Source organism: Anoxybacillus sp. FSL W8-0104, assembly GCF_038004465.1.
Lineage (GTDB): Bacteria > Bacillota > Bacilli > Bacillales > Anoxybacillaceae > Anoxybacillus > Anoxybacillus flavithermus_G.
This window is the reverse complement of record NZ_JBBOQU010000001.1, coordinates 237,205-261,174: the sequence shown is the minus strand read 5'-3', so window position 1 is coordinate 261,174 and position 23,970 is coordinate 237,205. Positions and strand designations below refer to the sequence as shown.

General features: G+C 41.7%; 25 protein-coding genes and 5 pseudogenes. 13 read left to right on the top strand and 17 right to left on the bottom strand.

From position 1 onward, the window contains the following. Window positions 1–193 precede the first annotated feature (193 nt). The 5 genes and pseudogenes from NST18_RS01480 to NST18_RS01460 form a co-directional block, all read left to right on the top strand. Window positions 194–724 (top strand): annotated as a pseudogene (locus NST18_RS01480) (integrase core domain-containing protein); the annotation flags it as partial. Beyond that, window positions 717–1,517, top strand: coding sequence for an ExeA family protein (locus tag NST18_RS01475; protein ID WP_004888799.1), 801 nt, complete (start codon window positions 717–719; stop codon window positions 1,515–1,517). The pseudogene NST18_RS01480 and the gene NST18_RS01475, both read left to right, overlap by 8 nt. A gap of 196 nt (window positions 1,518–1,713) precedes the next feature. Further along, entirely contained in the window at window positions 1,714–1,824 is a 111-nt protein-coding gene (locus NST18_RS01470) for a transposase (RefSeq protein ID WP_178378766.1), read from the top strand. 312 nt (window positions 1,825–2,136) lie between these two features. Further along, window positions 2,137–2,409: a hypothetical protein gene (locus NST18_RS01465; RefSeq protein ID WP_035018403.1), complete on the top strand. Its 273-nt coding sequence runs from the start codon at window positions 2,137–2,139 to the stop codon at window positions 2,407–2,409. Between the two features lie 146 nt (window positions 2,410–2,555). Continuing rightward, window positions 2,556–2,933 (top strand): annotated as a pseudogene (locus NST18_RS01460) (transposase); the annotation flags it as partial. Between the two features lie 226 nt (window positions 2,934–3,159). Here NST18_RS01460 and NST18_RS01455 read toward each other — a convergent pair. Beyond that, entirely contained in the window at window positions 3,160–3,891 is a 732-nt protein-coding gene (locus NST18_RS01455) for a hypothetical protein (protein ID WP_340721143.1), read from the bottom strand. 305 nt (window positions 3,892–4,196) lie between these two features. Here NST18_RS01455 and NST18_RS01450 point away from each other — a divergent pair, with 305 nt between their 5' ends. Continuing rightward, the gene (locus tag NST18_RS01450) at window positions 4,197–4,460 is read left to right on the top strand and encodes a glutaredoxin family protein (protein ID WP_035018401.1); all 264 of its coding nucleotides are present in this window, start codon (window positions 4,197–4,199) and stop codon (window positions 4,458–4,460) included. Between the two features lie 16 nt (window positions 4,461–4,476). After that, the gene (locus tag NST18_RS01445) at window positions 4,477–4,698 is read left to right on the top strand and encodes a hypothetical protein (protein WP_035018400.1); all 222 of its coding nucleotides are present in this window, start codon (window positions 4,477–4,479) and stop codon (window positions 4,696–4,698) included. Between the two features lie 475 nt (window positions 4,699–5,173). On the opposite strand, the gene NST18_RS01440 is transcribed toward NST18_RS01445, so the two are convergent. From NST18_RS01440 to tnpC, 3 genes are all read right to left on the bottom strand, one after another. Continuing rightward, window positions 5,174–5,335 carry a YvrJ family protein gene (locus NST18_RS01440; protein WP_004888796.1) on the bottom strand — a complete coding sequence of 54 codons (162 nt, stop codon included), beginning with the start codon at window positions 5,333–5,335 and terminating at the stop codon, window positions 5,174–5,176. A 14-nt stretch (window positions 5,336–5,349) separates the two neighbouring features. Next, window positions 5,350–6,246, bottom strand: a complete 897-nt coding sequence (locus tag NST18_RS01435; RefSeq protein ID WP_004888795.1) for a S8 family peptidase — start codon at window positions 6,244–6,246, stop codon at window positions 5,350–5,352. Window positions 6,247–6,549: 303 nt separating this feature from the next. Continuing rightward, window positions 6,550–7,998, bottom strand: coding sequence for an IS66 family transposase (gene tnpC, locus NST18_RS01430; protein ID WP_192948782.1), 1,449 nt, complete (start codon window positions 7,996–7,998; stop codon window positions 6,550–6,552). Between the two features lie 104 nt (window positions 7,999–8,102). On the opposite strand from tnpC, the gene NST18_RS01425 reads away from it, so the two are divergent. The 3 genes and pseudogenes from NST18_RS01425 to NST18_RS01415 all read left to right on the top strand — a co-directional run bounded on the left by NST18_RS01425 (window position 8,103) and on the right by NST18_RS01415 (window position 9,842). Then, complete coding sequence (locus NST18_RS01425; protein WP_192951142.1) at window positions 8,103–8,660, top strand: sigma-70 family RNA polymerase sigma factor; 558 nt, start codon at window positions 8,103–8,105, stop codon at window positions 8,658–8,660. Window positions 8,661–8,679: 19 nt separating this feature from the next. Then, entirely contained in the window at window positions 8,680–8,889 is a 210-nt protein-coding gene (locus NST18_RS01420; RefSeq protein WP_004888793.1) for a hypothetical protein, read from the top strand. 90 nt (window positions 8,890–8,979) lie between these two features. Further along, window positions 8,980–9,842, top strand: a pseudogene (locus tag NST18_RS01415) (IS982 family transposase). A gap of 22 nt (window positions 9,843–9,864) precedes the next feature. On the opposite strand, the gene NST18_RS01410 reads toward NST18_RS01415, so the two are convergent. Continuing rightward, window positions 9,865–10,128 carry a DUF3986 family protein gene (locus NST18_RS01410; protein ID WP_004888791.1) on the bottom strand — a complete coding sequence of 88 codons (264 nt, stop codon included), beginning with the start codon at window positions 10,126–10,128 and terminating at the stop codon, window positions 9,865–9,867. A gap of 47 nt (window positions 10,129–10,175) precedes the next feature. Here NST18_RS01410 and NST18_RS01405 point away from each other — a divergent pair, with 47 nt between their 5' ends. Then, a complete protein-coding gene (locus NST18_RS01405; protein ID WP_004888790.1) occupies window positions 10,176–10,403 on the top strand; it encodes a hypothetical protein in 228 nt (75 codons plus the stop codon). Window positions 10,404–10,525: 122 nt separating this feature from the next. On the opposite strand, the gene NST18_RS01400 is transcribed toward NST18_RS01405, so the two are convergent. Beyond that, the gene (locus NST18_RS01400; protein ID WP_231106942.1) at window positions 10,526–10,819 is read right to left on the bottom strand and encodes a hypothetical protein; all 294 of its coding nucleotides are present in this window, start codon (window positions 10,817–10,819) and stop codon (window positions 10,526–10,528) included. A gap of 47 nt (window positions 10,820–10,866) precedes the next feature. Between NST18_RS01400 and NST18_RS01395 the strand changes: the two genes are divergently transcribed. Beyond that, on the top strand, window positions 10,867–11,385 hold the full coding sequence (locus NST18_RS01395) for a helix-turn-helix domain-containing protein (RefSeq protein WP_004888789.1): 519 nt from the start codon (window positions 10,867–10,869) through the stop codon (window positions 11,383–11,385). A gap of 37 nt (window positions 11,386–11,422) precedes the next feature. Beyond that, on the top strand, window positions 11,423–11,926 hold the full coding sequence (locus NST18_RS01390; protein ID WP_230456148.1) for an IS630 family transposase: 504 nt from the start codon (window positions 11,423–11,425) through the stop codon (window positions 11,924–11,926). Window positions 11,927–11,972: 46 nt separating this feature from the next. On the opposite strand, the gene NST18_RS01385 is transcribed toward NST18_RS01390, so the two are convergent. From NST18_RS01385 to NST18_RS01335, 11 genes and pseudogenes are all read right to left on the bottom strand, one after another. Next, window positions 11,973–12,290 carry a hypothetical protein gene (locus tag NST18_RS01385; RefSeq protein WP_004888787.1) on the bottom strand — a complete coding sequence of 106 codons (318 nt, stop codon included), beginning with the start codon at window positions 12,288–12,290 and terminating at the stop codon, window positions 11,973–11,975. An 11-nt stretch (window positions 12,291–12,301) separates the two neighbouring features. Next, window positions 12,302–13,033 (bottom strand): HI0074 family nucleotidyltransferase substrate-binding subunit, encoded by a 732-nt coding sequence (locus NST18_RS01380; protein WP_035019098.1) that lies wholly within the window; start codon window positions 13,031–13,033, stop codon window positions 12,302–12,304. Between the two features lie 132 nt (window positions 13,034–13,165). Continuing rightward, entirely contained in the window at window positions 13,166–14,713 is a 1,548-nt protein-coding gene (pruA, locus tag NST18_RS01375; RefSeq protein ID WP_004888785.1) for an L-glutamate gamma-semialdehyde dehydrogenase, read from the bottom strand. An 84-nt stretch (window positions 14,714–14,797) separates the two neighbouring features. Continuing rightward, window positions 14,798–15,931, bottom strand: coding sequence for a CamS family sex pheromone protein (locus tag NST18_RS01370; protein ID WP_004888784.1), 1,134 nt, complete (start codon window positions 15,929–15,931; stop codon window positions 14,798–14,800). A gap of 3 nt (window positions 15,932–15,934) precedes the next feature. Further along, on the bottom strand, window positions 15,935–17,953 hold the full coding sequence (ligA, locus tag NST18_RS01365) for an NAD-dependent DNA ligase LigA (protein WP_035018398.1): 2,019 nt from the start codon (window positions 17,951–17,953) through the stop codon (window positions 15,935–15,937). A gap of 5 nt (window positions 17,954–17,958) precedes the next feature. Continuing rightward, window positions 17,959–18,093: pseudogene (locus NST18_RS01360) on the bottom strand (hypothetical protein); the annotation flags it as partial. A 211-nt stretch (window positions 18,094–18,304) separates the two neighbouring features. Continuing rightward, window positions 18,305–19,678 carry an IS1380 family transposase gene (locus NST18_RS01355; RefSeq protein ID WP_088223330.1) on the bottom strand — a complete coding sequence of 458 codons (1,374 nt, stop codon included), beginning with the start codon at window positions 19,676–19,678 and terminating at the stop codon, window positions 18,305–18,307. Between the two features lie 172 nt (window positions 19,679–19,850). After that, window positions 19,851–21,806, bottom strand: a pseudogene (pcrA, locus tag NST18_RS01350) (DNA helicase PcrA); the annotation flags it as partial. Window positions 21,807–21,849: 43 nt separating this feature from the next. After that, window positions 21,850–22,545, bottom strand: a complete 696-nt coding sequence (locus NST18_RS01345) for a heptaprenylglyceryl phosphate synthase (protein ID WP_004888781.1) — start codon at window positions 22,543–22,545, stop codon at window positions 21,850–21,852. A gap of 62 nt (window positions 22,546–22,607) precedes the next feature. Then, window positions 22,608–22,925, bottom strand: coding sequence for a YerC/YecD family TrpR-related protein (locus NST18_RS01340; protein WP_004888780.1), 318 nt, complete (start codon window positions 22,923–22,925; stop codon window positions 22,608–22,610). A gap of 10 nt (window positions 22,926–22,935) precedes the next feature. Then, on the bottom strand, window positions 22,936–23,958 hold the full coding sequence (locus NST18_RS01335; RefSeq protein WP_004888779.1) for a DUF3048 domain-containing protein: 1,023 nt from the start codon (window positions 23,956–23,958) through the stop codon (window positions 22,936–22,938). Between the last annotated feature and the right edge of the window lie 12 nt (window positions 23,959–23,970).

Below are 23,970 nucleotides of genomic sequence, written 5' to 3'. Positions count from 1 at the left end.
ATTTGGACAGGAACCACCTGTACTTCCATTGTAAAGGATTTTTTTGTTTCGAAATCAATAAAAAATTGAACATTCTTAGTATTTTGAATCATCAGATTTAATTACTGCAATGCTAGTGCGAAGAGTATTCGCTAGAAAGGATACCATGTTTTCAGTGGTGTATAAAAGCTCAATTTCTTAACTTGATGGCTATGGGATTACACTCATCCACACCCAGCCGTATGACCCGCAATGCAAGGGAAAAATCGAACGGTTCTTCCGCACCGTACAGACACGGTTTTATCCACTGTTGGAGCGGAATACGCCGAAATCGCTTGACGAGTTGAACGAGCATTTTTGGAAGTGGCTTGAAGAGGAGTATCATCGAAAACCGCACGCCTCACTGGACGGAAAAACGCCGCATGAGGTGTTTCAATCGCAAGTGCATCTCGTGTCGTTCATCGAAGATGACGATTGGCTGGATGCGATTTTTCTGAAACGGGGGCACCGCAAGGTGAAAGCCGATGGCACGATCACCCTGAATAAACAGCTATACGAAGTGCCGCCTCGGTTCATTGGGCAATCGATTGAGCTCCGCTATGACGAACGAGGCGTCTATGTGTACGAAGATGGCAAACGGGTGGCGGAAGCCATTCGGGTGCGTTTGGAGGACAATGCCTATGTGAAGCGCCACCGGTCGCCGTTTGCGGCGGTTTCGGCGAAGGAGGGCGAACAGGATGTATAAAACGTTTTATTCCCTCTCGCGGGAGCCGTTTGCGAAAGAAACCGACCCGTCCGAGGCGTATCAAGGGGCGGCGTTTCAAGAAGCGTTGCGGGCGCTGGAGTACGTGAAGCGAACCTGGGGGATCGGGCTGTTGATCGGAGAGCCGGGGGCGGGCAAGACGTTCGTCCTTCGGGCGTGGAAGGAATCGTTGTCCCCTTCGTTGTATCATGTGGTCTACTTCCCGTTATCGACCGGAGGCGTGATGGATTTTTACCGTGGACTGGCCTTGGGATTAGGAGAGGAACCGAAGTACCGCAAGGTAGACCTCTTCCGCCAAATCCAGCAGGCGATCGAGCGTTTGTATCATGAACGACAGATTACGCCGGTGTTCATTTTGGACGAGATGCATTTCGCAAAGGATGCCTTTTTACAGGACATCGCCATCTTGTTCAACTTTGAGATGGATTCGACCAACCCATTTGTCTTGATGTTGGCCGAGCTGCCCCATTTACAGGGGAAGCTGCGACTCAATCAGCACCGCTCTCTCGATCAGCGGATCATCATGCGATACCGGATGGGGCCGCTGGAGAAGGAAGAGGTGGCGGGCTACATCGAGCATCGGATGAAACAGGCCGGGGCGAAGCATCCGATCTTCACTCCATCGGCGTTAGAGGCGATTGCCCTGCAGTCGCGGGGATGGCCTCGGGTGATCAACACGTTGGCCACGACGTGCCTGTTATACGGGCATCAGCTGAAAAAGGACGTCATTGACGAAGAAGTGGTGCGCATGGCCGCAGAGGAAATGGGGTATTAGGACGAAAGGGGCCGAATCGGCCTCTTTTGTGCTTTCACTTTTCCATTTTCCATCGGTCCATCAGGCGCGCTGGAAATCTTCATCTGAAAGAGCGTGCAAACGTTCCGAAAGAATGTGCAAAATCCGGAACAATCCGCAAAAATTTTGCACATTAGAATCCATCTGAAATAATTTGAAAAAGTGATTCTGAAATAATGTGCTAATTTACAATAACGCTCGCATTCACCATGCCAACATGGTCAAGGAGTTTTTGCGGGAAGAAGGGCAGTGTTTTCACTTTCTTTCCCTTCCTCCCTATTCGCCATAGCTGAACCCGATCGAACACTCATAGAAATAACTGGGATATACAGTGATTGCCAATGTGTTTCACAAGGATCGCAACGATATCATTCAAGCCATTACTCGGTTTGTCCACTACATCCACGAACGTTCGGAGGAAGTGCTGCAGCGCTTAGGGTGTGCAGGATGACTGAGAAGTCAACTCTTCATGTTGCATGTATATAGTTCTTCTCTTAGGGTTTTATGATAAGAAAAAACTCTTTAAAACTTTTCTCTTTTTTGTTAAAATTATATAAAATAGTTTTTTTAATCTAGTTTCTAGAAAAAGGTGAAAATGTAAATGAAGAAAATAATTCTTCCTGTAATTTTATTCGTCAATCTTGTTTTTATAGTGGGTTACCTCATAGATACTGGGTTCCCCTTCGGTTCTTTATGGCTGGTATGGCTACCCTTTTTCGTTGCTGGTATCATCCTGTCCATTATGTTTCTGGTTCGTTATAGAAAGGAATCCAACGCTAGCCTATTTTTATCGCTTGCTGTCTTGTTAAGTAGCCTTAGTTCTTTAGGTCTTTGGAGTTTTTATTATTATTTAGCTCGTGTTATGGGAGGATAAGAGCACGAAAAGAGGCTGTCCCAAAAGTGTTCGCATAGCGTTCGCTTTTCGGACACCCTTCTTTTTTTCGCAAAAAAAGAAGAAAACCGTTCCTTTTTTGGTATAATAGAGTCGCCACAACCCTACCAAGAAAGGACGGTTTTCTTATGTACATTTATTATAACCGAGATCAACTCATTTTGCCAATGGATCTTGAGATTTTCATCCCGGAACATCATCTTTGCCGAATCGTGGATCTAGCAGTGGAACAAATGGATCCGGCTCTGCTCGCTTCTCTCTATCCTGGCGGAGGCCGCCCAGGCTATCATCCAAAAATGATGTTGAAAGTCATCCTGTATGCCTACGCCAATCGGATCTACTCCTCTCGCCAAATCGCCAAGCAATTGAAAGAAAACATTTACTTTATGTGGCTATCCGACCATCAAACACCAGATTTCCGCACGATCAACCGATTTCGGTCGGAACGGATGAAGGACGTCATTTACGAAACATTTTTCTCCATTGTCGATCTTCTGCGTAAAGACTCCCAAAAATTACCGCGGAATGGGAGGCTTATTTGTGCTGCCCACAATTTGAAAAAGTGGGCGGTCACGACCGATCCAACCAGGAAAAAACAGGATAAAATTCAGAAATAAGGAGAAATTCCTGCTTCAAAAAAGGAATAAATAACCAAATGGTAAGAAAAAGAAACAGAGGCTGTCCTCAAAAGGTCGGTTTAACGACCTTTTGAGACAGCCTCTTTTCAAACATTTAGCAAATGCTTCCTAGTTTTCCTTGAGAGCACAATAATCCAAACTCGGCAACCATCCACCAGCCCGGATCATAAGTAGCGTTTGCACAGAGATATAATTCGTAATCGCAACCATCGTCTCCTTTACCAAAATTAGCCCAACAACGATCGTGAGCTTGGCAGCATCGGTCTAATGCGTTAATTGGTGTTCCACTTCCACACTTGGCTCCACAGTACTTGTAGTAATAATATTTTCCACTACCAGAATCATAGAAAACTAAGCATCCCTCATACCAGGCTTCAGGTGCGATTTCATCTTCAGTTATTTTGTCAGCCCCCATTGGGTTTTTAAGCTCTTCTACAAACAAGAAGTAAGAAGCTTCAAAAGGAATTTCAAATTCAATTTCAACTGAATTATCTTTGACAATGGCTTTTCTGATTACTTTTTTTCTGTTTTTTAGAGCAGAGAAATGAGCTTTAATTCTAAACTCGTCCTCATCCTTCAAAGCCTGAATAATTGCCTCATCATTTAACTTTACAAATATAGCATCTATTGTTTTTCCGGTACCAAAAGTAAGTTTTAAAGCATCTGTTTCCTTTACATCTTTTACTGTATGTTGTCTTGAAATTTCGGAAACCAATAAAGCAAATTCATCACTGTTATTAAGCTCTTCAAGTAAAGCATTCTTACTTTCAGTTTCTAATTCCTTGCTTTTAATTAGTACGGCCATTCTAATATCCTCCTTTTTCATTTTTATGGACAATCACAATATTGAAAAGCTAGAGCTCCACTAGGTAGCACTTTAAAAGTTGCAGGACAGCTATCCCCATAATGGCAGCAACTACGATGTGGCGCACAAATCAATGAGGTAGAAGGAAGAATTATTTTTTTTTCATCCTGCCTTTTCATTATTCGTGTTCACCTCTCTTTCTCTCTATTAATAAAGGTGTATTTTCTTTTGAAAAACTCTAAAAAAGACAAAATTTTTTTTTTTTTGAGTTTTTTCTAGTTGTTTTCACCTATAAAGATAGAGAAAAAATGAGGGAGGTAATAAAAATGAGCTACTCAATTACGGTTTATACCAACCCGTTTTGTGGGCATTGTTACGCCCTTAAAGCATGGTTAAAGGAAATGGAAATAAACTTTATTGAAAGAGATATTGTTAATGACGTATCCGCAGCTCAGGAATTTAGAGAATTGGGACAAAAATATACTCCATTTACAGTTATAGAGACAGTTGGTGAAAGACACGAGATTTTAGGAGCTAATATCAAGAAAATTGCAAGAATCTTATCTCTAGATAAAGATGTGATTGTTTAAGTATGAGGGTGAAATCGTGGAAAAGATTGATGAGAAAATTAAAAAATATAATCAAATCAAAATTGATCTTCTTAAAATAGTTAAGTGTATTGATTGTTGTACGGAAGATGAAAAAGAACTTTACCAGAATATTGCCATAGAATACTCAAAGGAACTAAAACGTTTGAAGAAATCCATTGAGTCTGCATATGATGTAAAGATATGTGATTACTGTTTCTATTTAGACGAAAAGGAATAATACCAACAAAAAGTAGAGGACATACTATAAGACAATTTTGGGATGAAAAAAGCCGATTTTTCCTACGCTAATAAGGAATCATCGGCTTTTTTGTTTATTGGTAATAACTAAAAAGAGAGCTGCTAAGCTTGTTAGCAGCTCGTTTAATTGTAAAACTTAAATAACTTTTAAAATAATGTGTTAATGACAACCACAATATTGTAGAACAGACGTACCATCTGGAAAGTAATAAAAAGTTCCTGTGCAACTTTCGTTATTTATACAACACTTACGATCTTTATCACAATAAACTACAACTTGAGAAGTCACTTTGTTTTCTTTTTTGGTGTTATGTCTTTCCTGATTCATATTTTTCACCCCCCTTCCAAATGTAATGTTAGTGCTAATTAATAAAGATATAGTGAATAGAAAATAATAACTATTTTAACAATTTTTATATTATATATTTAGTTGGTAATGGCAACTTACATATTTTTCATTTTTTTATTACTTGTTGCAATTGATTAATTGCTTCCGTCAATGATTCTATTTTTTTCTCAAAACGTAATAGTAAATATACAGCCAATACTAAAGGAAAGCCAAAATTTCCGATTGCTTTAATAAACGTTTCGATTGGAGTATTTGTTATTGTTTCCATATTTTTATCTCCCCTTATAATTTAATAATTCCATTTCCTTGTGTTTTGCTAGAATAACCATTTAAAAATAAAGAATGAGAAGCTAAATATAGATATATTTGTTCAAAATTTATCGGTATATTTTGTGTTTTAAATAGGTTTAAAAGTAAAGCGATTGCACCAGTAACGTGAGGAGCTGCCATAGAAGTGCCAGAAAGTTTTGAGTAAGTGTTGTTAGGGAAAGTTGAGTGAATATCTTTTCCTGGAGCCAAAAAATCAATATTTATATTGGTATTGCTAAAGAAAACTGGATTAAGTTGCTCATCGATTGCTGAAACTTGAATTACTTCCTTATAAAAACCAGGATAAAGAATCTCATCTGTTATTTCTGAACCATCACCGTTATTTCCAGATGCAGCAACAATAAAAATGTTTTGCGAAACGGCTTTTTCTACAACATTTTTTAAATCCTTATCATCATTTGGTCCCCCCAATGAAAGATTGATAATATCGATCTTCTCATTGTTTTTACCTCGCCATTCAATAGCAAAATTAAGGGCTCTAATTAAGTTTTTATAATCTCCAGAACCATCTTTTCCGATTACTTTCAAAATCAACAATTTAGCTTTTGGAGCAACCCCGATAATACCGTTCTTATTAGAAGCAGCAATAATTCCTGCGACGTGTGTACCATGACCTGAATAATCGGTTATATTGGTTGGATCTCCATCATCATCGTTTGTGAAATTGAATCCATCTATAATGTTGTCGGACAATTCTTCGTGTTCTCTATCACACCCAGTATCAATCACCGCAATATTAATTCCTTGTCCTTTGAAAGAGCGATCCCAAAATGCAGGGGCATTGATTAAAGAAACCCCGTAATTGTCAAACGAAGAACGCGTATAGTTAGGGATTAAAATCTTCGGCATTTATATACCTCCTTTTGTTAAATAAGTGAAAAGAAAGGCAAAAAAATAAAAGGAAGTTGTTTGGGAAAATATGTATAAAATTACTGTTTTTTATAAGATAATAAGAACACACATTCCTTTTTTATTTTTTTGCAATTTTTTTCACTTTTAATAAAAAAAGGGGGAGAGAGTTTTGTTATCTAAAGAAGTTAATAACAGTGAAATTCGTTGTGAGGTAGAAAGATTAAAGGGTAACTATTCACCCCGATAGTAGTATGTAAAGAAGCGCAACACAAATAGGGCATCCCCGTAATAGAAAATGCCCTAAGTGGTAGAAAGAACACGATCGAGCGTGTCGCCTGTCAACAGAAGACATAACGAATCCCACACGTTTTTTTCGTGTTTCGTCAGTGTGGAAACGATACTTCTTGTGATACAAAAAGACTGGGCGAATGTTTCTTCGCGAAATGTACCCGAAATGTTCTCTTTCACTTTGACCATGCGAAGATCGCGTTCGGCTTGGTTGTTGTCAAAGGGAACATGCACTTCACGTAAGAAACGCAACGCTTCTTCCTTTCGTTTCTGAAGCCGTCGAACAAAAGCGAGTGCTTTTTTCGGAAGAGGCGTCGCCGTTTCCAATCGGTGTTGTGCTCTTTCTAGGATGCGATCATACACTCGTTCCCATCGTTTCGCTTCTTCTTCGGAAAGCGCACCGTGATGAGCTTCGACGGCCTGTTTGGCGGCTAACAGAAACGTCGTCATGCGCGATGCCCATATATGCCCTTGTTCGATGAAACCCTTCAATTCACGCAAATGATGGGCGTGACAAAGGGCATGGATGGCTTGTGTGTATTTCGTATACGTAACGAACCCATCGTGCATCATCGTCCCTTGATATCGCGGAAGAATCCCGATGTCATCGGTCGCTTTCTTTCCATGAGAAACGTGAGGAGCCAAGTACGTATATTTCGATGTACACGCGACATGCACCCATGCGAGTTTTCCATTGATGCGCAAACTCGTTTCATCGACATGCAGGATGTTGGATTCAAGTAAGGCGTCTTCGATGACGTCCATATTTGATTCCAGCGCTTCGCGTCCTCGTTTCACCATATTGGCAAGAGTTCCCGTACTAATCGAGTGTTGATATAACGCTTCGATTGTATCACTTAAACGCTTGTACGGGATCAATTGGATATGATGTAAATAAACAACGAGCGCCGTGAGCCGTGGACCGTATTGCACATGATTCGTGACATGGGATGGGAATTCGGCTTGTTGAACACATCGACAATGCGGACACGATTTCACTTCACGTTCATGTTGTGTCACCTCGATCGCCACAGGAGGGACATCAAACACTTGACGGATATCGACTTTGAACGGTTTGACTTCACGCAAAGAAGACCCACATCCTTGACACGTATGCACACGGTGGACGACACGATGATGTGGATGTTCCACTTGACGGAGCGTCGTTCCTTGATGTCCTTCTTGTCCGCCTGGCTTGTTGCCAGATGGTTGACGAGAAGAACGTGTGTTGGCAAAACGGTCAGAAGATGGGGGCAAATGGCTATTAGAGCTGTTTTTTTTCGTGCGTGCTTCCAGCTCTTGAACACGGTACTTCAGTTGTTCATTTTCTTTGCGTAGTTGTTTGTTTTCGTGACGCAAATGTTCATTTTCTTGAACGAGTTGATGAATGAGCTGTTTTTGTTGTTGAACTTTGCCGATTAAGCTTTCAACTGTAAATACAGCTTGTTGTACCGTCAACATGCGATTCACCTCCTTGTCTATCAGTATTCACATCATAGACAAGGAAAGAAGAAAATATTCAGCTCACTTTATGATGTGGCTGAATAGTTACATTAAAGGAACGTTTGCCTATAATATTAGAAAATCCCATTATAAAGGAGTTTTTAAAGGATAGCGATCATAGAGAAGTATTTTATAAAACGTTAGAAGATCCTAGTGTAAACAACGTACAGATGTTAGATGAAAAATTTAAAAAGTTTTATCGCTATAACCGCATCATTAGATATTTAATGGGCTTCATCCGTAGGTATCCCATTGATTATGACAAGAAGGTCAAATTGAGAAGTAGCAGATACCAGTTAATTATTGATAAACCCATAAATAACGGGAGAGATGATTCAAGGGTGTCAATGAGAGAAATGATCGTTGACAAGAGGGAATTACCTTTAGATTTTCTATTAACAAAAGAATACGAGAGGCAAGGTATTTTTTACATTAAAAATGAAGTTTTATCTAATGCCTTGCAAAGTTTAAACCCAAACCAACGTAAAATCCTATATCTTTACTACGAAAGAGGATTTAACAATAAAGAAATTGCTAGAATACTTGGACAAACAGAGCAAAATATTTCCTATTGGCATAAAAAGACGCTGAAACAGTTAAGGGAGAAACTAATTCATTAGACAAAGGAGTATGATATTCGTGGACGAAGAACGCAAAAAAGAAATTGAATTTATATTAAATTGGTTGGACAACGAAATAAAGAAACACTCTAAACAAACGGTATGGTATGAAAGGGAAGATCTTTCGCAGGATATGCGAATTAAAATAATTGAGAAGTTAAATGTACTATTAGAAGAAGAGGCTCCGGGATTTTTAGAATATGTTAAAAAAAATAACCCGTGGTGCTAGATAAACTTGATCAAGCATAAAAATAGCCCTTGCTGGCGGATCTCCAGTAGAATGAAAGTGTCACCCATCATTCGAAAGGAGAGATCCCCCATGCAAGAGCACTTTCATTTTACTACAGATCGAGCCAAACTTCAAAAACAATATGCCGCCATTTTCTGTTTTGTTTCTGCCCAACTGTCGTTGATTCAAATGTATCTTCATCGCCGCAACCGTCACTTGGTCAAGCAAGAAGACGAAGTGGTCATGGCGGTTCTGCTGGGCTTTTCTTCCGAACGAGCCTGGCATCGCTTTGTCACGGGAAATTTGTTCACAAACGGCTCGTTTCTTGAACGCTCCCGATACAACCGCCGCTGCCGAGCGCTTGGCTTCACGGTCAAATGGATTCGTCATGAACTGGCGAAACGTGGCCAACACCATGCTTATGCGGTTGTCGACAGCTTGCCTCTTCCGTTGTGCCATCCCGCAAGAATGCAGCGCGTCAAGTCGAGGGATCGCGGATATGGGGTATTGTGCTTCCAAAAAGCAATGGTACTACGGTTTCAAGCTGCATCTTCAAGTGACCAATCAAGGGCTGGCCATGGGCTTATGTTGTCGTGACGGAAGCGTCCTGCCACGACGTCAAAGCCGCTGAAACGGTGATGACTCAAATCCCTCATCCCTACAACTTTGGGGACAAAGGGTACATCAGCCACGCCCTTCGAGAAAAGCTGTACGAAGAACACCAAGCTGCGTTCTGGACACCGTCTCGACACAATCAAAAGCACGGCCCATCCAAGGCATGGGAAGAATGGATCAGGAAAAAACGCAAAGTCATCGAGACGGTGTTTTCGATTCTCGTAGACCAATACCGGATCACCGACATTCGAGTGAATTCCATGGCCGGGTTTGAAGTGGCACTCGATGGCATCTTGTTGGCGTATTTCTTGGTCACACTAGGGCCGGTTGAGCGCTGACACTCAACTAGCACCACGGGTTTTATATTATATTATTTGCTTTTAACCATTCTTCAAATAGCTTACTTCCGACTTCATAAGATAAATCATCTGCATCAACAGTAAAAATCTTGTAACCATATTTTTCATGGAAATCACACTTATCTAATATTTTTTTAACTAATGTAGTATCTTGTTCATTATCTAAAAAAACTACCCATTTATTTTCATTCTGAATTTTATATGCGGCTGCTTCTATATACATGCACCTTAAAACCATGACTTCTGTATGAACACCTTTTTTCATGGCTATACTGCTCCTAAATACTCATGTGTAAAAGGAGCGGAATTGGCATGAAACGTTTGAAAATCACAAATGATCACGGTTGGACACCTCGAACACTTCGGAAACAAGAACGGAAAATCAAAATTGAACGGTTATGGAAGTGGTTGAAAGATGAGGTGATTGCCAACGTTTTTCACAAGGATCAAAATGACATTGCCCAATCCATTACTCGCTTTGAACAGTACGTCTTACAACATCCAGATGAGGTGTTACGCCGCATGGGGTGTGCTGTGTGAATCAGAGAAGTTAACATGTCAATTTGGATATATATAAATCAACATTGTTCTCATAATATCCTAAATGAAGATGCCGATTTGGATCAAATTTCACGTTTATTCACTCCCTATAATTGATTTGATTACCATATGAAGTGATGTTTTTTCATATTAGGAGCTACATGATAATGTAGATAAGGTCCTTTTCCGTCAATATAATGATAATCTAATCTAAAGATAGGCTGTTTAGTTTTTTTGTTACGAACCTGAATAATTCTTCCACCACTTGGTCCATCAATAACATAATTATCTAGATTTTTTAAGGCTTTTTCGATATGGGGCCTAGCTACAGACCAGCTTTTTCCATTGCCTTTTTCCAGCTTTACTATATACATGCACCTTAAAACCATGACTTCTGTATGAACACATTTTTTCATGGCTATACTGCTCCTACATACTCATGTGTAAAAGGAGCGGAAAGGACATGAAACGTCTAAAAATCACAAATGATCACGGTTGGACGCCTCGAACACTTCGGAAACAAGAACGGAAAATCAAAGATGCTTCCCTTCGCGTTCGGGTGACCGCTGTTCGTCTTGTCATGGAAGGTCATCTTGGTAAAGATGTCGCGAAAATGGTCAACGTATGCCGTCAATCGGTTGCCCTCTACGTTGCACGTTTTAATCAAGGTGGGCTCGATCATCTACTCGATCGTCGCTTACCACCTGGCCGTGTGCCGTTTCTTACGGAAGAACAACAACAAGAAATTAGACAACTCGTGTTAACCACCACACCTGTGGATGCTGGTTGGGGCATCGCTTCATCATGGAACACGCGCATTTTACAATCTTACATTCAACAAACTTATGGCGTTTCGATGTCACGGGAAGGGATTCGTAAGTTGTTGCATCGTTTGTGTTTGTCATGGACACGTCCGACGTATAAGCTCGTCAAAGGAGACGCTAAGCGTCAAGCTGCCTTTCAAAAGAATTTGAATTTATAAAAAAAAACTAGTTACCGAGAATGTCACGCTGTTTTATGTGGATGAGGCACATGTTCGTGCTTATCAAGCGCTACGTACGACGTGGGCAGAAGTAGGAAATCAAAAACAAGTGCCAAGCTACGGTCACCATGCCCACGTTTCTATTTTTGGCGCCGTCGATGTTCAACAAGGCGATGTAGTGTTTCATCGTGCATCATCCGCCAATGCCGAAACGTTCCTTGACTTTTTGCGCCGATTGAAAGAGAGATATACGGACCGATTCCTCGTGCTTGTGTTGGACAACGCACGCATTCATCATGCCAAGATGGTACAAGCCTTTCTTGATGGCGAGGAAGGCGATGCGTTTCATTTCATCTTTTTGCCACCGTATTTTCCACAGTTGAACCCGATTGAACGGCTGTGGAAGTGGTTGAAAGATGAGGTGATTGCCAATGTTTTTCACAAGGATCAAAACGACATTGCCCAATCCATTACTCGCTTCGAACAGTACGTTCTACAACACCCGGATGAGGTGTTGCGCCGCATCAGGTGTACTGCGTGAACCAGAGGTTAAAATTTTAAATTGGATGTATATACCTACATTGCCTCTAATGTAATCGAGCACATAGTCTTCTCCCTACATAATATCCTAGTGCTCCCATATAAATCGGGGCTGCAAAACCAAAAGGAGGATAAAAAGGAAGCGTCGTAATCGTTGCGATCCCTAAAACAACAGCCCCATCCCATTTAAATCCCCATTTTTCATCGATAAAAAAAATGAGCGCCTCTGTTACCGCACATATAAACGGAACAGCTAGTACTGCAATTGGAAAAATGGCAATAAAGAAAGAAAAACCGCTAAATAATGAGAACGAAAGGGCAAACATGACAAACGACAACAAAACTCCTATTAAAAATTTTTTCACTCATTCTCCCCCTATTCTTCCAATTCACGAACTCGTTTTTTCATCTCTACTAATAATTGATCAAATAAATGAACGTATCGCTGGCGAATATGTTCATAAATTTCCATCGCTATTTGTTCATCGTATGTATGTGATGTCCTATTTCGATCTTCTAACATTTGAATCCACGCTTCTCCATCTTGAATAAGTCCTTCTTTAAATGCTTGTTTAATCGTTTTTCGCGGACTTGTCATTTCGTTGTTCCCGTTATATTCTAAGTAACTTTTCATCCATTTCCATGCTAGTTCGTACGCAAATTCAAATCGTTGAATTGTCGCGTCAAGAGCTAAGTCGTCTTTTTCCACATCACGCGCGATGCTTTGATGCAGTTTATTTAATGCTTTTTCAAAGTCAAATAGTTTATCCATGATTTTATTCATCGTCACAACGGCCTCCCCGCGTTCATTCGTTAAAAAAATTGTCTTTCCTTCGAGATCAATATACGATTTGAGCTTTTCATTGGTGATCTTTTCGTAATCAATAGCATCTACCGTATAAATGATATTTGCTTCCGCTAAATCGTCTTGAATGCGATACAGCTGCTCGTTATGGCTTCTAAACTTAATCGCAATATCGATGTCCGACGTTTCTTTATAATCGCCTCTCGCCCTTGATCCGAACAAAATCACTCTTTCAATGATGTCGGCATAATTTCGAAACACACAAATGAGGTTATAAAATGTTTGCTTTTTTAAGCCGTACATGTTTGTACTCAATCGCCCATCACCACCCACTTCTATATCATATGAAGGATGTTTTTCTTCATTATACCTTATCACTCTTATCTTACATATTTGAAACCCCTCTTAGCGTTTTCGCCAAGAGGGGTTTTTCCATTAAAACATTTCGGATACCGTTTTTGCTTGCATATGAAGAAGTAAGTAGTCTGGTCCACCTGCTTTCGAGTCTGTTCCAGACATATTGAACCCACCGAATGGATGGTAGCCGACGATGGCACCTGTGCAACCGCGGTTAAAGTAAAGGTTACCAACATGGAACTCCTCACGCGCTTTTTCAAGGTTAAAGCGGTTATTTGAAATGACGGCACCTGTTAAGCCATATTCGGTATTGTTGGCAATTTCAAGCGCATGGTCGAAGTCTTTTGCTTTCGTAAATGCCACAACAGGTCCAAAAATTTCTTCTTGCATAATGCGCGCTTTCGGATCAACATCGGCAAACACCGTCGGCTGAATGAAGAAGCCTTTCGAGTCGTCTCCTTCGCCACCTGTCATTAGCTTGCCTTCTTGTTTACCGATTTCGATATACTCCATAATTTTGTTGTACGCCGATTGGTCAATAACCGGTCCCATAAACGTGCTTTGTTCTTCTGGGTTGCCGACTTTTAATTGCTTCGTTAACTCGACGACGCGGTTTAATACGTGGTCATACACTTCCTCAAGCGCAACGACACGCGAGCATGCCGAGCATTTTTGCCCAGAGAAGCCAAAAGCAGATGCCACGATCGATTGTGCAGCTAATTCTAAATCTGCTTCTTTATCGACGACAATTGTATCTTTTCCGCCCATTTCCGCAATGACGCGCTTGAGCCAAATTTGTCCTGGATGCACTTTAGCCGCACGTTCATAAATGCGAATACCGACATCGCGAGAACCTGTGAAGCTAATGAAACGTGTGCGCGGATGATCTACTAAGTAGTCGCCTACTTCTGCGCCGCTTCCTGGAATGTAGTTTAATACGCCTGCTGGAAGACCTGCTTCTTCTAGCACTTCAACGAACTTATATGCTACGACTGGCGTTGCGCTCGCTGGTTTTAACAACACCGTATTTCCTGTGACAAGCGCGGCAACGGTTGTTCCCGCCATAATCGCAAATGGGAAGTTCCATGGTGAAATGACAACGCCAACACCAAGCGGAATGTAAAAGAAACGATTCGTTTCTCCTGGACGGCTTTCGACAGGGATGCCATCTTTCAACTTCAACATTTGACGTGCATAATATTCCATAAAGTCAATCGCTTCCGCTGTATCAGCATCCGCTTCTTTCCACGGTTTTCCTGCTTCTTTCACAAGCAATGCGGAAAACTCATGTTTACGACGGCGGACGATAGCAGCAGCGCGGAATAAAATGTCTGCACGCATTTCTGGCTTCGTTTTGCTCCACCATGTAAATGCCGCATCTGCTGTTTGCATCGCTTTTTCTGCTAAATCTTTATTCGCTTTCGCTACACGTCCAACAACTTCCGTTTTATTCGCTGGGTTGATCGAAACGATTTTATCTTCTGTCATAATGCGTTCGCCGCCAATCACAAGCGGATAATCTTGACCGAGATAGGCTTGCACCGTTTTTAACCCTTCTTCAAACGCTTTTTTGTTTGCTTCGACTGTAAAATCAGTAAATGGTTCATGTTTATAAGGTTGTACCATTTATAAGCCCCCTTCGTTGAGATTACAAAAGCGTTCCCACACACAATCCCATTCTAACGGATGGAGCATACATATTCAAATTTTTTATGGTTGATAGATGTGAACGAACGGCTCATTTTGATCTGGATTTTTTATAATGATGCTCTCCGGTCCACGCACCGAAGAAATGTAAACGGAAATCGGCATGTAATCAGGCATTTTCTCCATAAGAAGACCTGTGACATATTGCGTAAATCCGATGACTTCTGTCTTCCCGTAAAACTGCATCACAATATCAATTGTCAATTGTTGCAATTGGTCATCGCGATAAAACGCCCTGCCAATCACTCCAGTATAATTCGGGAAAAATTCTTCAATATCGGATTTTAAATTTAAAAATTTCACTAAATCATCGCGATGATTTTTTTCCGCTTCATCCGATGGAAACACATAATATTCTTCATTTATTTTTTCCCAATCTTGAATATCGTTACTTCCCTTATCAACATAACCAACCGCAAAAAAGTGTCCTGGAACGATAGACGATTTTGGTTGTTGCTCAAATAAACCAACAACAATTGGCACTTCCTTTAACCCATCGATTTGACGTAAGCGAGAAACAATTTCCGCCGCTGCTTTTTTCCCTTCCTTCTCCATATCGCTTTTTGAAATTTTTACTTCGCGTGGATATCCTTCTTCTGTTTCATAGTAATGAACAGAATTCATCGCAAGTCCGATGACAACCCCGCCTAATTTCACTTTATCGTTTCCCGTTTTCACTAAGTAGTTATGTTCTAAAATATGTGAAATGTAAAGGGGAGATTTTTTATTTTTTTCTGCATTTGTCCCTTCATTTCTTAGAGCAGGATTCAACCCTTCGCCATTTCCTTGTTTTCGTTTGAGCCACGACTCAATCGTCTTTCGATCTAAGTATTGTCCTTGTTGAAACAAATATTGTGACGGAGAAAACTTCGTTTGTGCAATGCGCATTAAACCAAGTTCAAATTCATCCATATCTAATCTTGTATTCACATTTTCAACGACAAGCCCGCGCGCCTCTCCAGGTTGAAAAGGTAAAATGGTGCGATAATACGAATTAGAAATGTTGTACTTTGGAATAATCGCCTTTTGTTTTTTATTATCTGTCTCTTGCACTACTTGCTCTTCTTGATTAAATTTTGGCGCGCATGCTGACAAAGTAAGAAGCATACAAGCAAGCAATATGATCCACTTTTTCATCGTTCACACCTGCTTTGATTGTTGTATTTCTTGAAGAAAACGCGCTTCATCCCAAATCGTAATACCAAGCTGTTTCGCCTTCTCTAATTTTGACCCAGCGTCTTCACCGACAACGATAACGTCTGTTTTTTTGCTGACGCTTCCTGTCACTTTTCCACCTAACGCCTCAATTGCTTCTTTTGCTTCACTCCGCGACATCGACTGCAACGTACCTGTTAAAACAAACGTCTTCCCAGCAAACGTGGAGCTTATATCGACTGTCTGTTTTGCTCCTTTATATGTCATATTGACACCATATGCCCGCAAACGTTCAAGCAACTGCTTCACTTCTTCTTTTGAAAAATACGTGACGATTGAATCCGCCATTTTTTCACCGATTTCGTGAATGGCCGTCAGCTCTTCTTTTGTCGCTTGTTGGAGTCGCTCCATCGTTTCAAAATGTTCCGCTAACGTTTTTGCCGCTTTTGCGCCAACATGGCGAATACCGAGACCAAACAATAAGCGCTCAAGTGAATTTTGTTTTGACGCTTCAATCGCTCGTAGTAAGTTTGTTGCTGATTTTTCACCCATTCGTTCTAATGCGACAAGCTCGTCTTTCGTTAATGTGTACAAATCTGCCACGCTGCGAACAAGACCATGCTCAAATAGTTGAGCAATGACTTTTTCACCTAGTCCGTCAATGTTCATCGCTTGACGTGAGACGAAATGAATCAGCCCTTCCCGAATTTGTGCCGGACATTGCGGATTCACGCAGCGGAGGGCCACTTCATCATCCAGTCGAACAAGCTCGCTTGCACATACTGGGCAATGGGTTGGCATATCGAATGGCTCTTCTTTTCCTGTCCGTCGCTCTGGTAACGAACGAACAACCTCTGGAATAATATCGCCTGCTTTTTTTATGATAACGTAATCGCCGAGACGAATATCTTTTTCACGAATGTAGTCTTCATTATGAAGTGATGCGCGTTGCACGATCGTTCCTGCCACACGTACCGGCTGCAAAATAGCTGTCGGTGTCACCACGCCTGTCCGACCGACACTTATCTCAATATCAACAAGTTGCGTGACAACTTCTTCAGCAGGAAATTTATATGCAATCGCCCAGCGCGGACTTTTTGCTGTCGCTCCAAGCTGCTTTTGCTGCGCAAATGCGTCTACTTTAATGACGATCCCGTCAATATCATACGGCAATGACGCACGCCGTTCATGCCACTGCTCGATGTAAGCAAGCACATCATCAATCGTTTCACATACTTGTCGCGCTGGATTTGTTTTAAATCCAAGCTCATCTAAATAATTAAGCGCTGCGCTATGTGACAAAATTCCGAGCTCTTCCGCGTTGACGACATGGTATGCAAATATGTCTAATTGACGAGAAGCAGCAACTTTCGGATCAAGTTGTCGAAGCGAGCCAGCTGCCGCGTTACGCGGATTCGCAAACAATTCCTCCCCGTTCATTTTTCTCTTTTCATTTAATTTTTCAAACGATTTTCGCGGCATATACGCTTCGCCACGCACCTCAATGGTCACTTGTTTCCGTAATCGAAGCGGCAACGAGCGAATCGTTTTTAAGTTTTCTGTAATATCTTCACCAGTCGTTCCATCGCCACGCGTCGCCCCTTGTACAAAATAACCGTCTTCATAGCGCAGCGACACCGCTAAACCATCAATTTTCAATTCACATACGTAACGCACATCGCCAACTTCTTGACGAACACGGCGATCAAAATCTCGCAAGTCTCCTTCATTGAAAGCGTTGCTTAAACTAAGCATCGGCACACGGTGGGTCACTTTTTGAAACGCTTCTAATGGGGCGCCACCAACACGCTGCGATGGAGAGTCCGGCGTTTTATATTGCGGATATTGCTCCTCTAACTCCATTAATTTCCTCATTAATTCATCATACTCAGCATCAGAAATAGACGGTTGATCTAACACGTAATATGCGTAATTATGTTTTTCAATTTGTTCACGCAATTCAGCAATTTGCTTTTCAACGTCGTGTTGTGCCACGTTTTTCATCCTTTCTACACTTTCGTAATCGGAGCAAATTTCGCCAATAGTCGCTTAATGCCAATTGGGCTTGAAAAAGCAACATCTAGTTCTTGATCGCCATCGTTTTCTTTTACACGAACGATTGTGCCAACTCCCCATACTTTATGACTTACCTGAATCCGTGATGGATTGACATCGACTTTGACTTTTTTGCTGGTTTTATGGATGTGTGATCCACCATTCCCTTTTTATGTTTAAAACAGATGTCATCTTCACTCTCAGAAATGAAATAAATATCTTTTTTAGGTATATAAACCAAAGAAAAAACAAAAAAGGACAGAGGGTTAGGATGAGTACAGAATTGCGAACAATCGTTCGTTATGCTCCTTCTCTCCATTTTATGTAAATGTTCAGTAGGGGCTCGCTATAGCCACTCCTTCGCGTCAGTTTCATCCAGATCTGTCGTGATCGGCGGACGAGTCGACCTGCCATCGTGATCACCGTCTGAATGATCGTCTTGATGCGGCGGCGTTTCACTTTATGATGTAATGGATGTCTCGGATCGCTTAATAGATCTTGTCCAATCAGGCGAAGAAGGTTGTACACGAATGCTCCCATGACTAACACGAGCGCATTCGTTTTCATCTTCCCTGATGGAAGTCGCTCTAAATCTAAGTCGCTTTTCAGTTCGCTATGAAACTGTTCGCATGTCGCATGATCGTGATACAATGCGAGCACATCACTCATTCGAACATGCTCGTATCCTTCGAGGCGCACCCAGTAGCTTTCGACTTCGTAATCAGGAACGAGCATCAGCTGTCCATTTCGTTCCATCGTTCGTTCCGTCACTTGGGTGACTTGAACGTACGTATACGTGTGTCCATCGATTGCTGCTGTCTGTGGAAGGCATAACTCATACGTTTGTACTCCTTCTGTTTGTCCATCATCGACGCGTCTGCCCTTTTGCGAAGCGATCTGGAACCAAAGCGCTTTCGATTCTCGGCGTAAGTTTCGCTTGATGACAAAGTCCACGTCTTCCTTTAGACATACGTGCACATTCGCTTCCGCATCGTTTCCTGCATCCATGCGGACAAGCAGACGAGACGAGGTCAGCGGACGAGCTCGACGGATAGCGGTAGTTAAAAACGAAGGCATGTTGTCTTGTACATGTTGTTTCCCTGGACGCAGCTCGGCATGAACGATATACCCTTCCTTCCCTGCGTACGCAAACAACGGCGTAAAACCGTCAAATCCTTTATACGTTCGACTCACTCCTTCTTTCTTCGTATCGGAGTTGTCAAATGGGGAAGCATCTATATCAAGGGGAAGCCATGTCGTTTTCCCTTTCGCCCAACAAGGGGACAAGGTAGCGTGTTGTCGAACCAACAGACGCATCGATTCCTCCCAAATGATTGCTTCGGTCATCGGAAGACAAGCGAGCTGATCGAGACGCTGTCGCAACGTTGGGGAGGAAGGCACGTGCTGAATCCCCATCGATGCCGAAAAGATATCGTCCTGACGATACGCTTCGATATGATCGAAATCCGTTTTTCCTGTGGCAAGCAAGCCAATCATCGAGCGAATGACATCGCTATGGGAAATGTGCACATCTCGACGAACCGTTGGGAGCCGAAGGGCGTTTACTCGTTTATCCAGCTTCGTTTGGTGCAGTAAGTAGCCCACGAGAGCAAGCCCAGCACTTGGAGTAATCGCTTCATCTGTCAATACAAACCGAATCGGGAAATCTTTCATCACATTCACCTACTTGATGAAGAATCGTCAACGTCGTTTTCCCTTATCGTATCAACGGTTTGCGACCATTGTAAAGATGTTTTGTCACGGATTCAGGACTTACTTTATCCCCCACGCGCCATTCCCCTTGCGAAGCAGTAGATGGACGCACGGATGCGGATGATTTTTTCACTCGTTTATGCGCATATTCAATCAATTCTTCAGGAATTTCATCAATAAAACGAGATGGGGCATTGACATGCGTTTGTCCAAATAACGTACGCATATGGGCGCGCGTTAAAAACAGTTCTTCTTCAGCACGAGTAATACCGACATACGCCAAACGACGCTCTTCTTCCATTTCATCTTCATCATTTAATGAACGGTTATGTGGGAAGATCCCTTCTTCCAGCCCGACTAAAAAGACGACAGGAAACTCTAATCCTTTAGCTGAATGGAGCGTCATTAAAACGACCGCATCATTTGTTTGTCCTTCGCTATTATTATCAAGCTGGTCGATATCTGCTACAAGCGCCAAGTCTGTCAAAAAGGCAACGAGCGATTTATCTTCGTTTACTTGTTCAAAATGTTGGGTGACAGATAAAAACTCATCAATGTTTTCAAGTCGGCTATGCGCTTCTAACGTTTTTTCTTCGCGAAGCATATCGCGGTAACCTGAACGATCGAGTACATCTTCAACAAGTTCGGTTACAGATAAATAATGCTGCATTTGGCTCCAATGATGAATTTGTTCGCGAAATTGTACGAGCGGTGCAGCGATGCGAGCGCTAATCCCCATTTCTTCAATGGAACCAAGCGCATCAAACATCGATATCCCTTGACTCGAAGCATATGCTGCAATTTTATCAATTGTCGATGCCCCTATGCCGCGTTTTGGAACGTTAATAATACGAGTTAAGCTAATGTCATCATTCGGATTCGCAATTAACCGTAAATACGCTAAAATGTCTTTAATTTCTTTTCGATCATAGAATTTTAACCCACCGACAATTTTATATGGAATGTTCGCCTTCAATAACATTTCTTCAAGCACGCGCGATTGCGCATTCGTACGATATAAAACCGCAAAATCTTTATACGTTCGTTTTCCGTCATCGACATATTCTTTAATTTTTCCAACGACAAATTGCGCTTCATCGACTTCCGTCATCGCTTCGTAATACACAAGCGCTTGCCCTTCGCTATTTTCTGTCCAAAGTTTTTTCGGTTTTCGTTGCGTATTATGTTCAATGACCGCATTCGCTGCCTGTAAAATCCGCTTCGTTGAACGGTAATTTTGTTCAAGCAAAATCACTTTTGCATTCGGATAGTCTTTTTCAAACGATAAAATGTTGCTAATGTCGGCACCGCGCCAACGATAAATGGACTGATCGGAATCCCCGACGACACATAAATTTTGAAAACGTTTTGCAAGCATGTTCACAAGCAAATATTGCGAACGGTTCGTATCTTGATATTCATCGACATGAATGTATTGAAACTTTCGTTGATAATATTCCAGCACTTCCGGAACGCGTTGAAATAATTGGATTGTCGTCATAATTAAATCATCAAAATCAAGCGCATGATTGCGCAACAATCGTTTTTGATATTCTTGATACACTTCCGCTACAAGCTTTTCATATGGGTTTGCTGCTTGTTCGGCATATTTTTCTGGTGTCACCAAATCGTTTTTCGCGCTGCTAATCGCACCTAAAAGCGCACGTGGATCATATTTTTTCGGATCAATATTGCGATCTTTTAAAATATGTTTTAACACCGATAATTGATCAGTCGGGTCTAAAATAGAAAAGTTCGCATGAATGCCAATGCGATCGATGTCACGTCGTAAAATGCGGACGCACATCGAATGAAACGTCGAAATCCATATATCTTCCGCTTGCTTTCCAACGATGCGCTCCACGCGTTCTTTCATTTCACGTGCGGCTTTGTTTGTAAACGTAATCGCTAAAATGTTCCACGGAGCAACGTCTTTTTCCGCCATTAAATAGGCGATGCGATGCGTTAATACGCGCGTTTTGCCACTTCCTGCTCCCGCCATGATTAGAAGCGGTCCTTCTGTCGTTTTTACCGCTTCTTTTTGCTTTTCATTTAATCCATCCAACAGCATATGTGCCGACATACTCATTTTTTTCACCACCAAAACATATGTTCTCTTTTTTATTCTCCATTTATGTTGATTTTCCTTTTACCGCTTCGACTGTTTGTAATGCCATTTGTAAATTTGTATAAATAGCGTTGCCAACAACAACTGTATCCGCCCACATCGCCATCTCTTTCGCTTGGGCTGGTGTATGAATGCCACCGCCATAAAACAAACGGGTGTGTTTTAGCGTCCGCTTTACTTTCTCGACAAGCCTTACATCTCCGTATCGCCCACTATATTCCATATAAAAGATAGGAAAATGATATATATGTTCCGCCATGCGAGCATAAGCGATGACATCTTCCGCTGTTACATTCGTTCTTGCACTCGTTAACGATGCCGCCTTACATTCCTCGTTTAAAATACAATACCCTTCAACAAACAGTTCTTCCCAATTGATTAAATCACCAAACTGTTTGACCGCTTCGTGATGTAAATCAATTAACCAAGTAAGATCGCGGCTATTGAGCACCATAGGAATGAAATAATAGTCAAATCCAGGTGTGACTGCCTCGATATTTGATACTTCTAGCGCACAAGGAACGGAAAAACGACGCACACGTGCAAGTAAGTCAATAACGTTTTCAAGCGTTACACCGTCTGTTCCACCGACGATAATCGCATCGGTACCTGATTCACATATTTGCTCTAACTGTTCGTCAGTAATGGCTTTGTTCGGATCTAATTTAAACACATGTCGCCATGTTGTCATCTCATTCATGTTTTTTCACCTCATCTCATTATAACAAAAATCATACCAAAACATCGTAAAAAGAAGCTGACTCACTGTGAGCCAGCCTCCTCCTTTTGTTCGTTATAAATGCGATCGAGTGCCATCGCATACGCATCATTTCCATAGTTTAAGCAGCGCTTTACGCGTGAAATCGTCGCTGTGCTTGCCCCTGTTTCTGTTTCAATTTTATGATACGTATATCCTTCACGCAACATGCGCGCTACTTCCAAACGTTGCGCAAGCGCTTGTATTTCATTCACTGTACATAAATCATCGAAAAAACGATAACATTCTTCTAAATCTTTTAATGACAAAATCGCTCGAAATAATTGGTCAAGCTCTCTGCCTCGCAATTTATTAATTTGCATATACGTCCCCCTATTCATATTGTACTTGTTTGAGATTTGGAACGACTTGAATCCATGTTTTACCTGGAACAAATCCGAGTGGAGCACCGCTTTTGTAAGGGAGAAGGCGCCCCTCAACATTTTTCCACTCTACTTCCTGTACTGTTCCTTTTTGGAATAAGTATCCTTTTCCACCTGATGTAAAGTCAATATCTCTCCGACCATAGTCATCAATAATTCGATGTGTTGCTTCAACAACAAACACATTTTCTACCGCAATAGGTGTATTCGTTTCCCGATCAACAGTCGGCTTGCCACCACTCGAACGAACATATTTCGTTCCATCATATGTATAATGAACGTGAGCATACGATCGTTTAGAATACACAACATCAATATTCGTCGCTTCTACAGCACGTGTCAAATCATTTGAGAAAAACGGCAATGGCTTCACTTCTTCTTCAAATGCATAGCCGTTTTTTTCAGCACCTTTTTTAATATGTTCAAAGGAAATGTACGAATTGTGCGGCGCTTTTCTCGTTCGATCTCGCCAAAATAACGTCCCATCGTAAAACAATCCATTGACGTGATCTACTGAACCAGACCGCAATAACCGTTGAGCCTCTGGACTCCATCCATGGCATACATATAACGCATGAAAGCCGTTGCTTAATTGAATAAAATAATCGCGCGCGCTCCGAACAGGTCCGATCACATCAGGCTGCTCACTTTGATAAATCGCTAACAGCCGCGTAATATCCCCTTCAGCAAGCGCCTCGTAGACGATATCTGCTTTATGTAACCCCGATTGCGGTCGGGCGGTAGGGTAGTTGTTAACCATAACCGCTACGACGCGTTGCATCGTTTTTTCACTCGCTGGCATACCCGTTAACGGGAACGTCCACATCGCTTCTTCTTTCCCTTGTTCATTCCCTTGTTCGATTGTTGTTGGAGGAGACCCCTTTTCTTTCATGTTTTGCTCTGCACGTTGACATCCAACACCAAACATAACCGCGAGCGTAATGAGCAACAAAAACAATAATCGCCGCAACATGAACCCAACCTT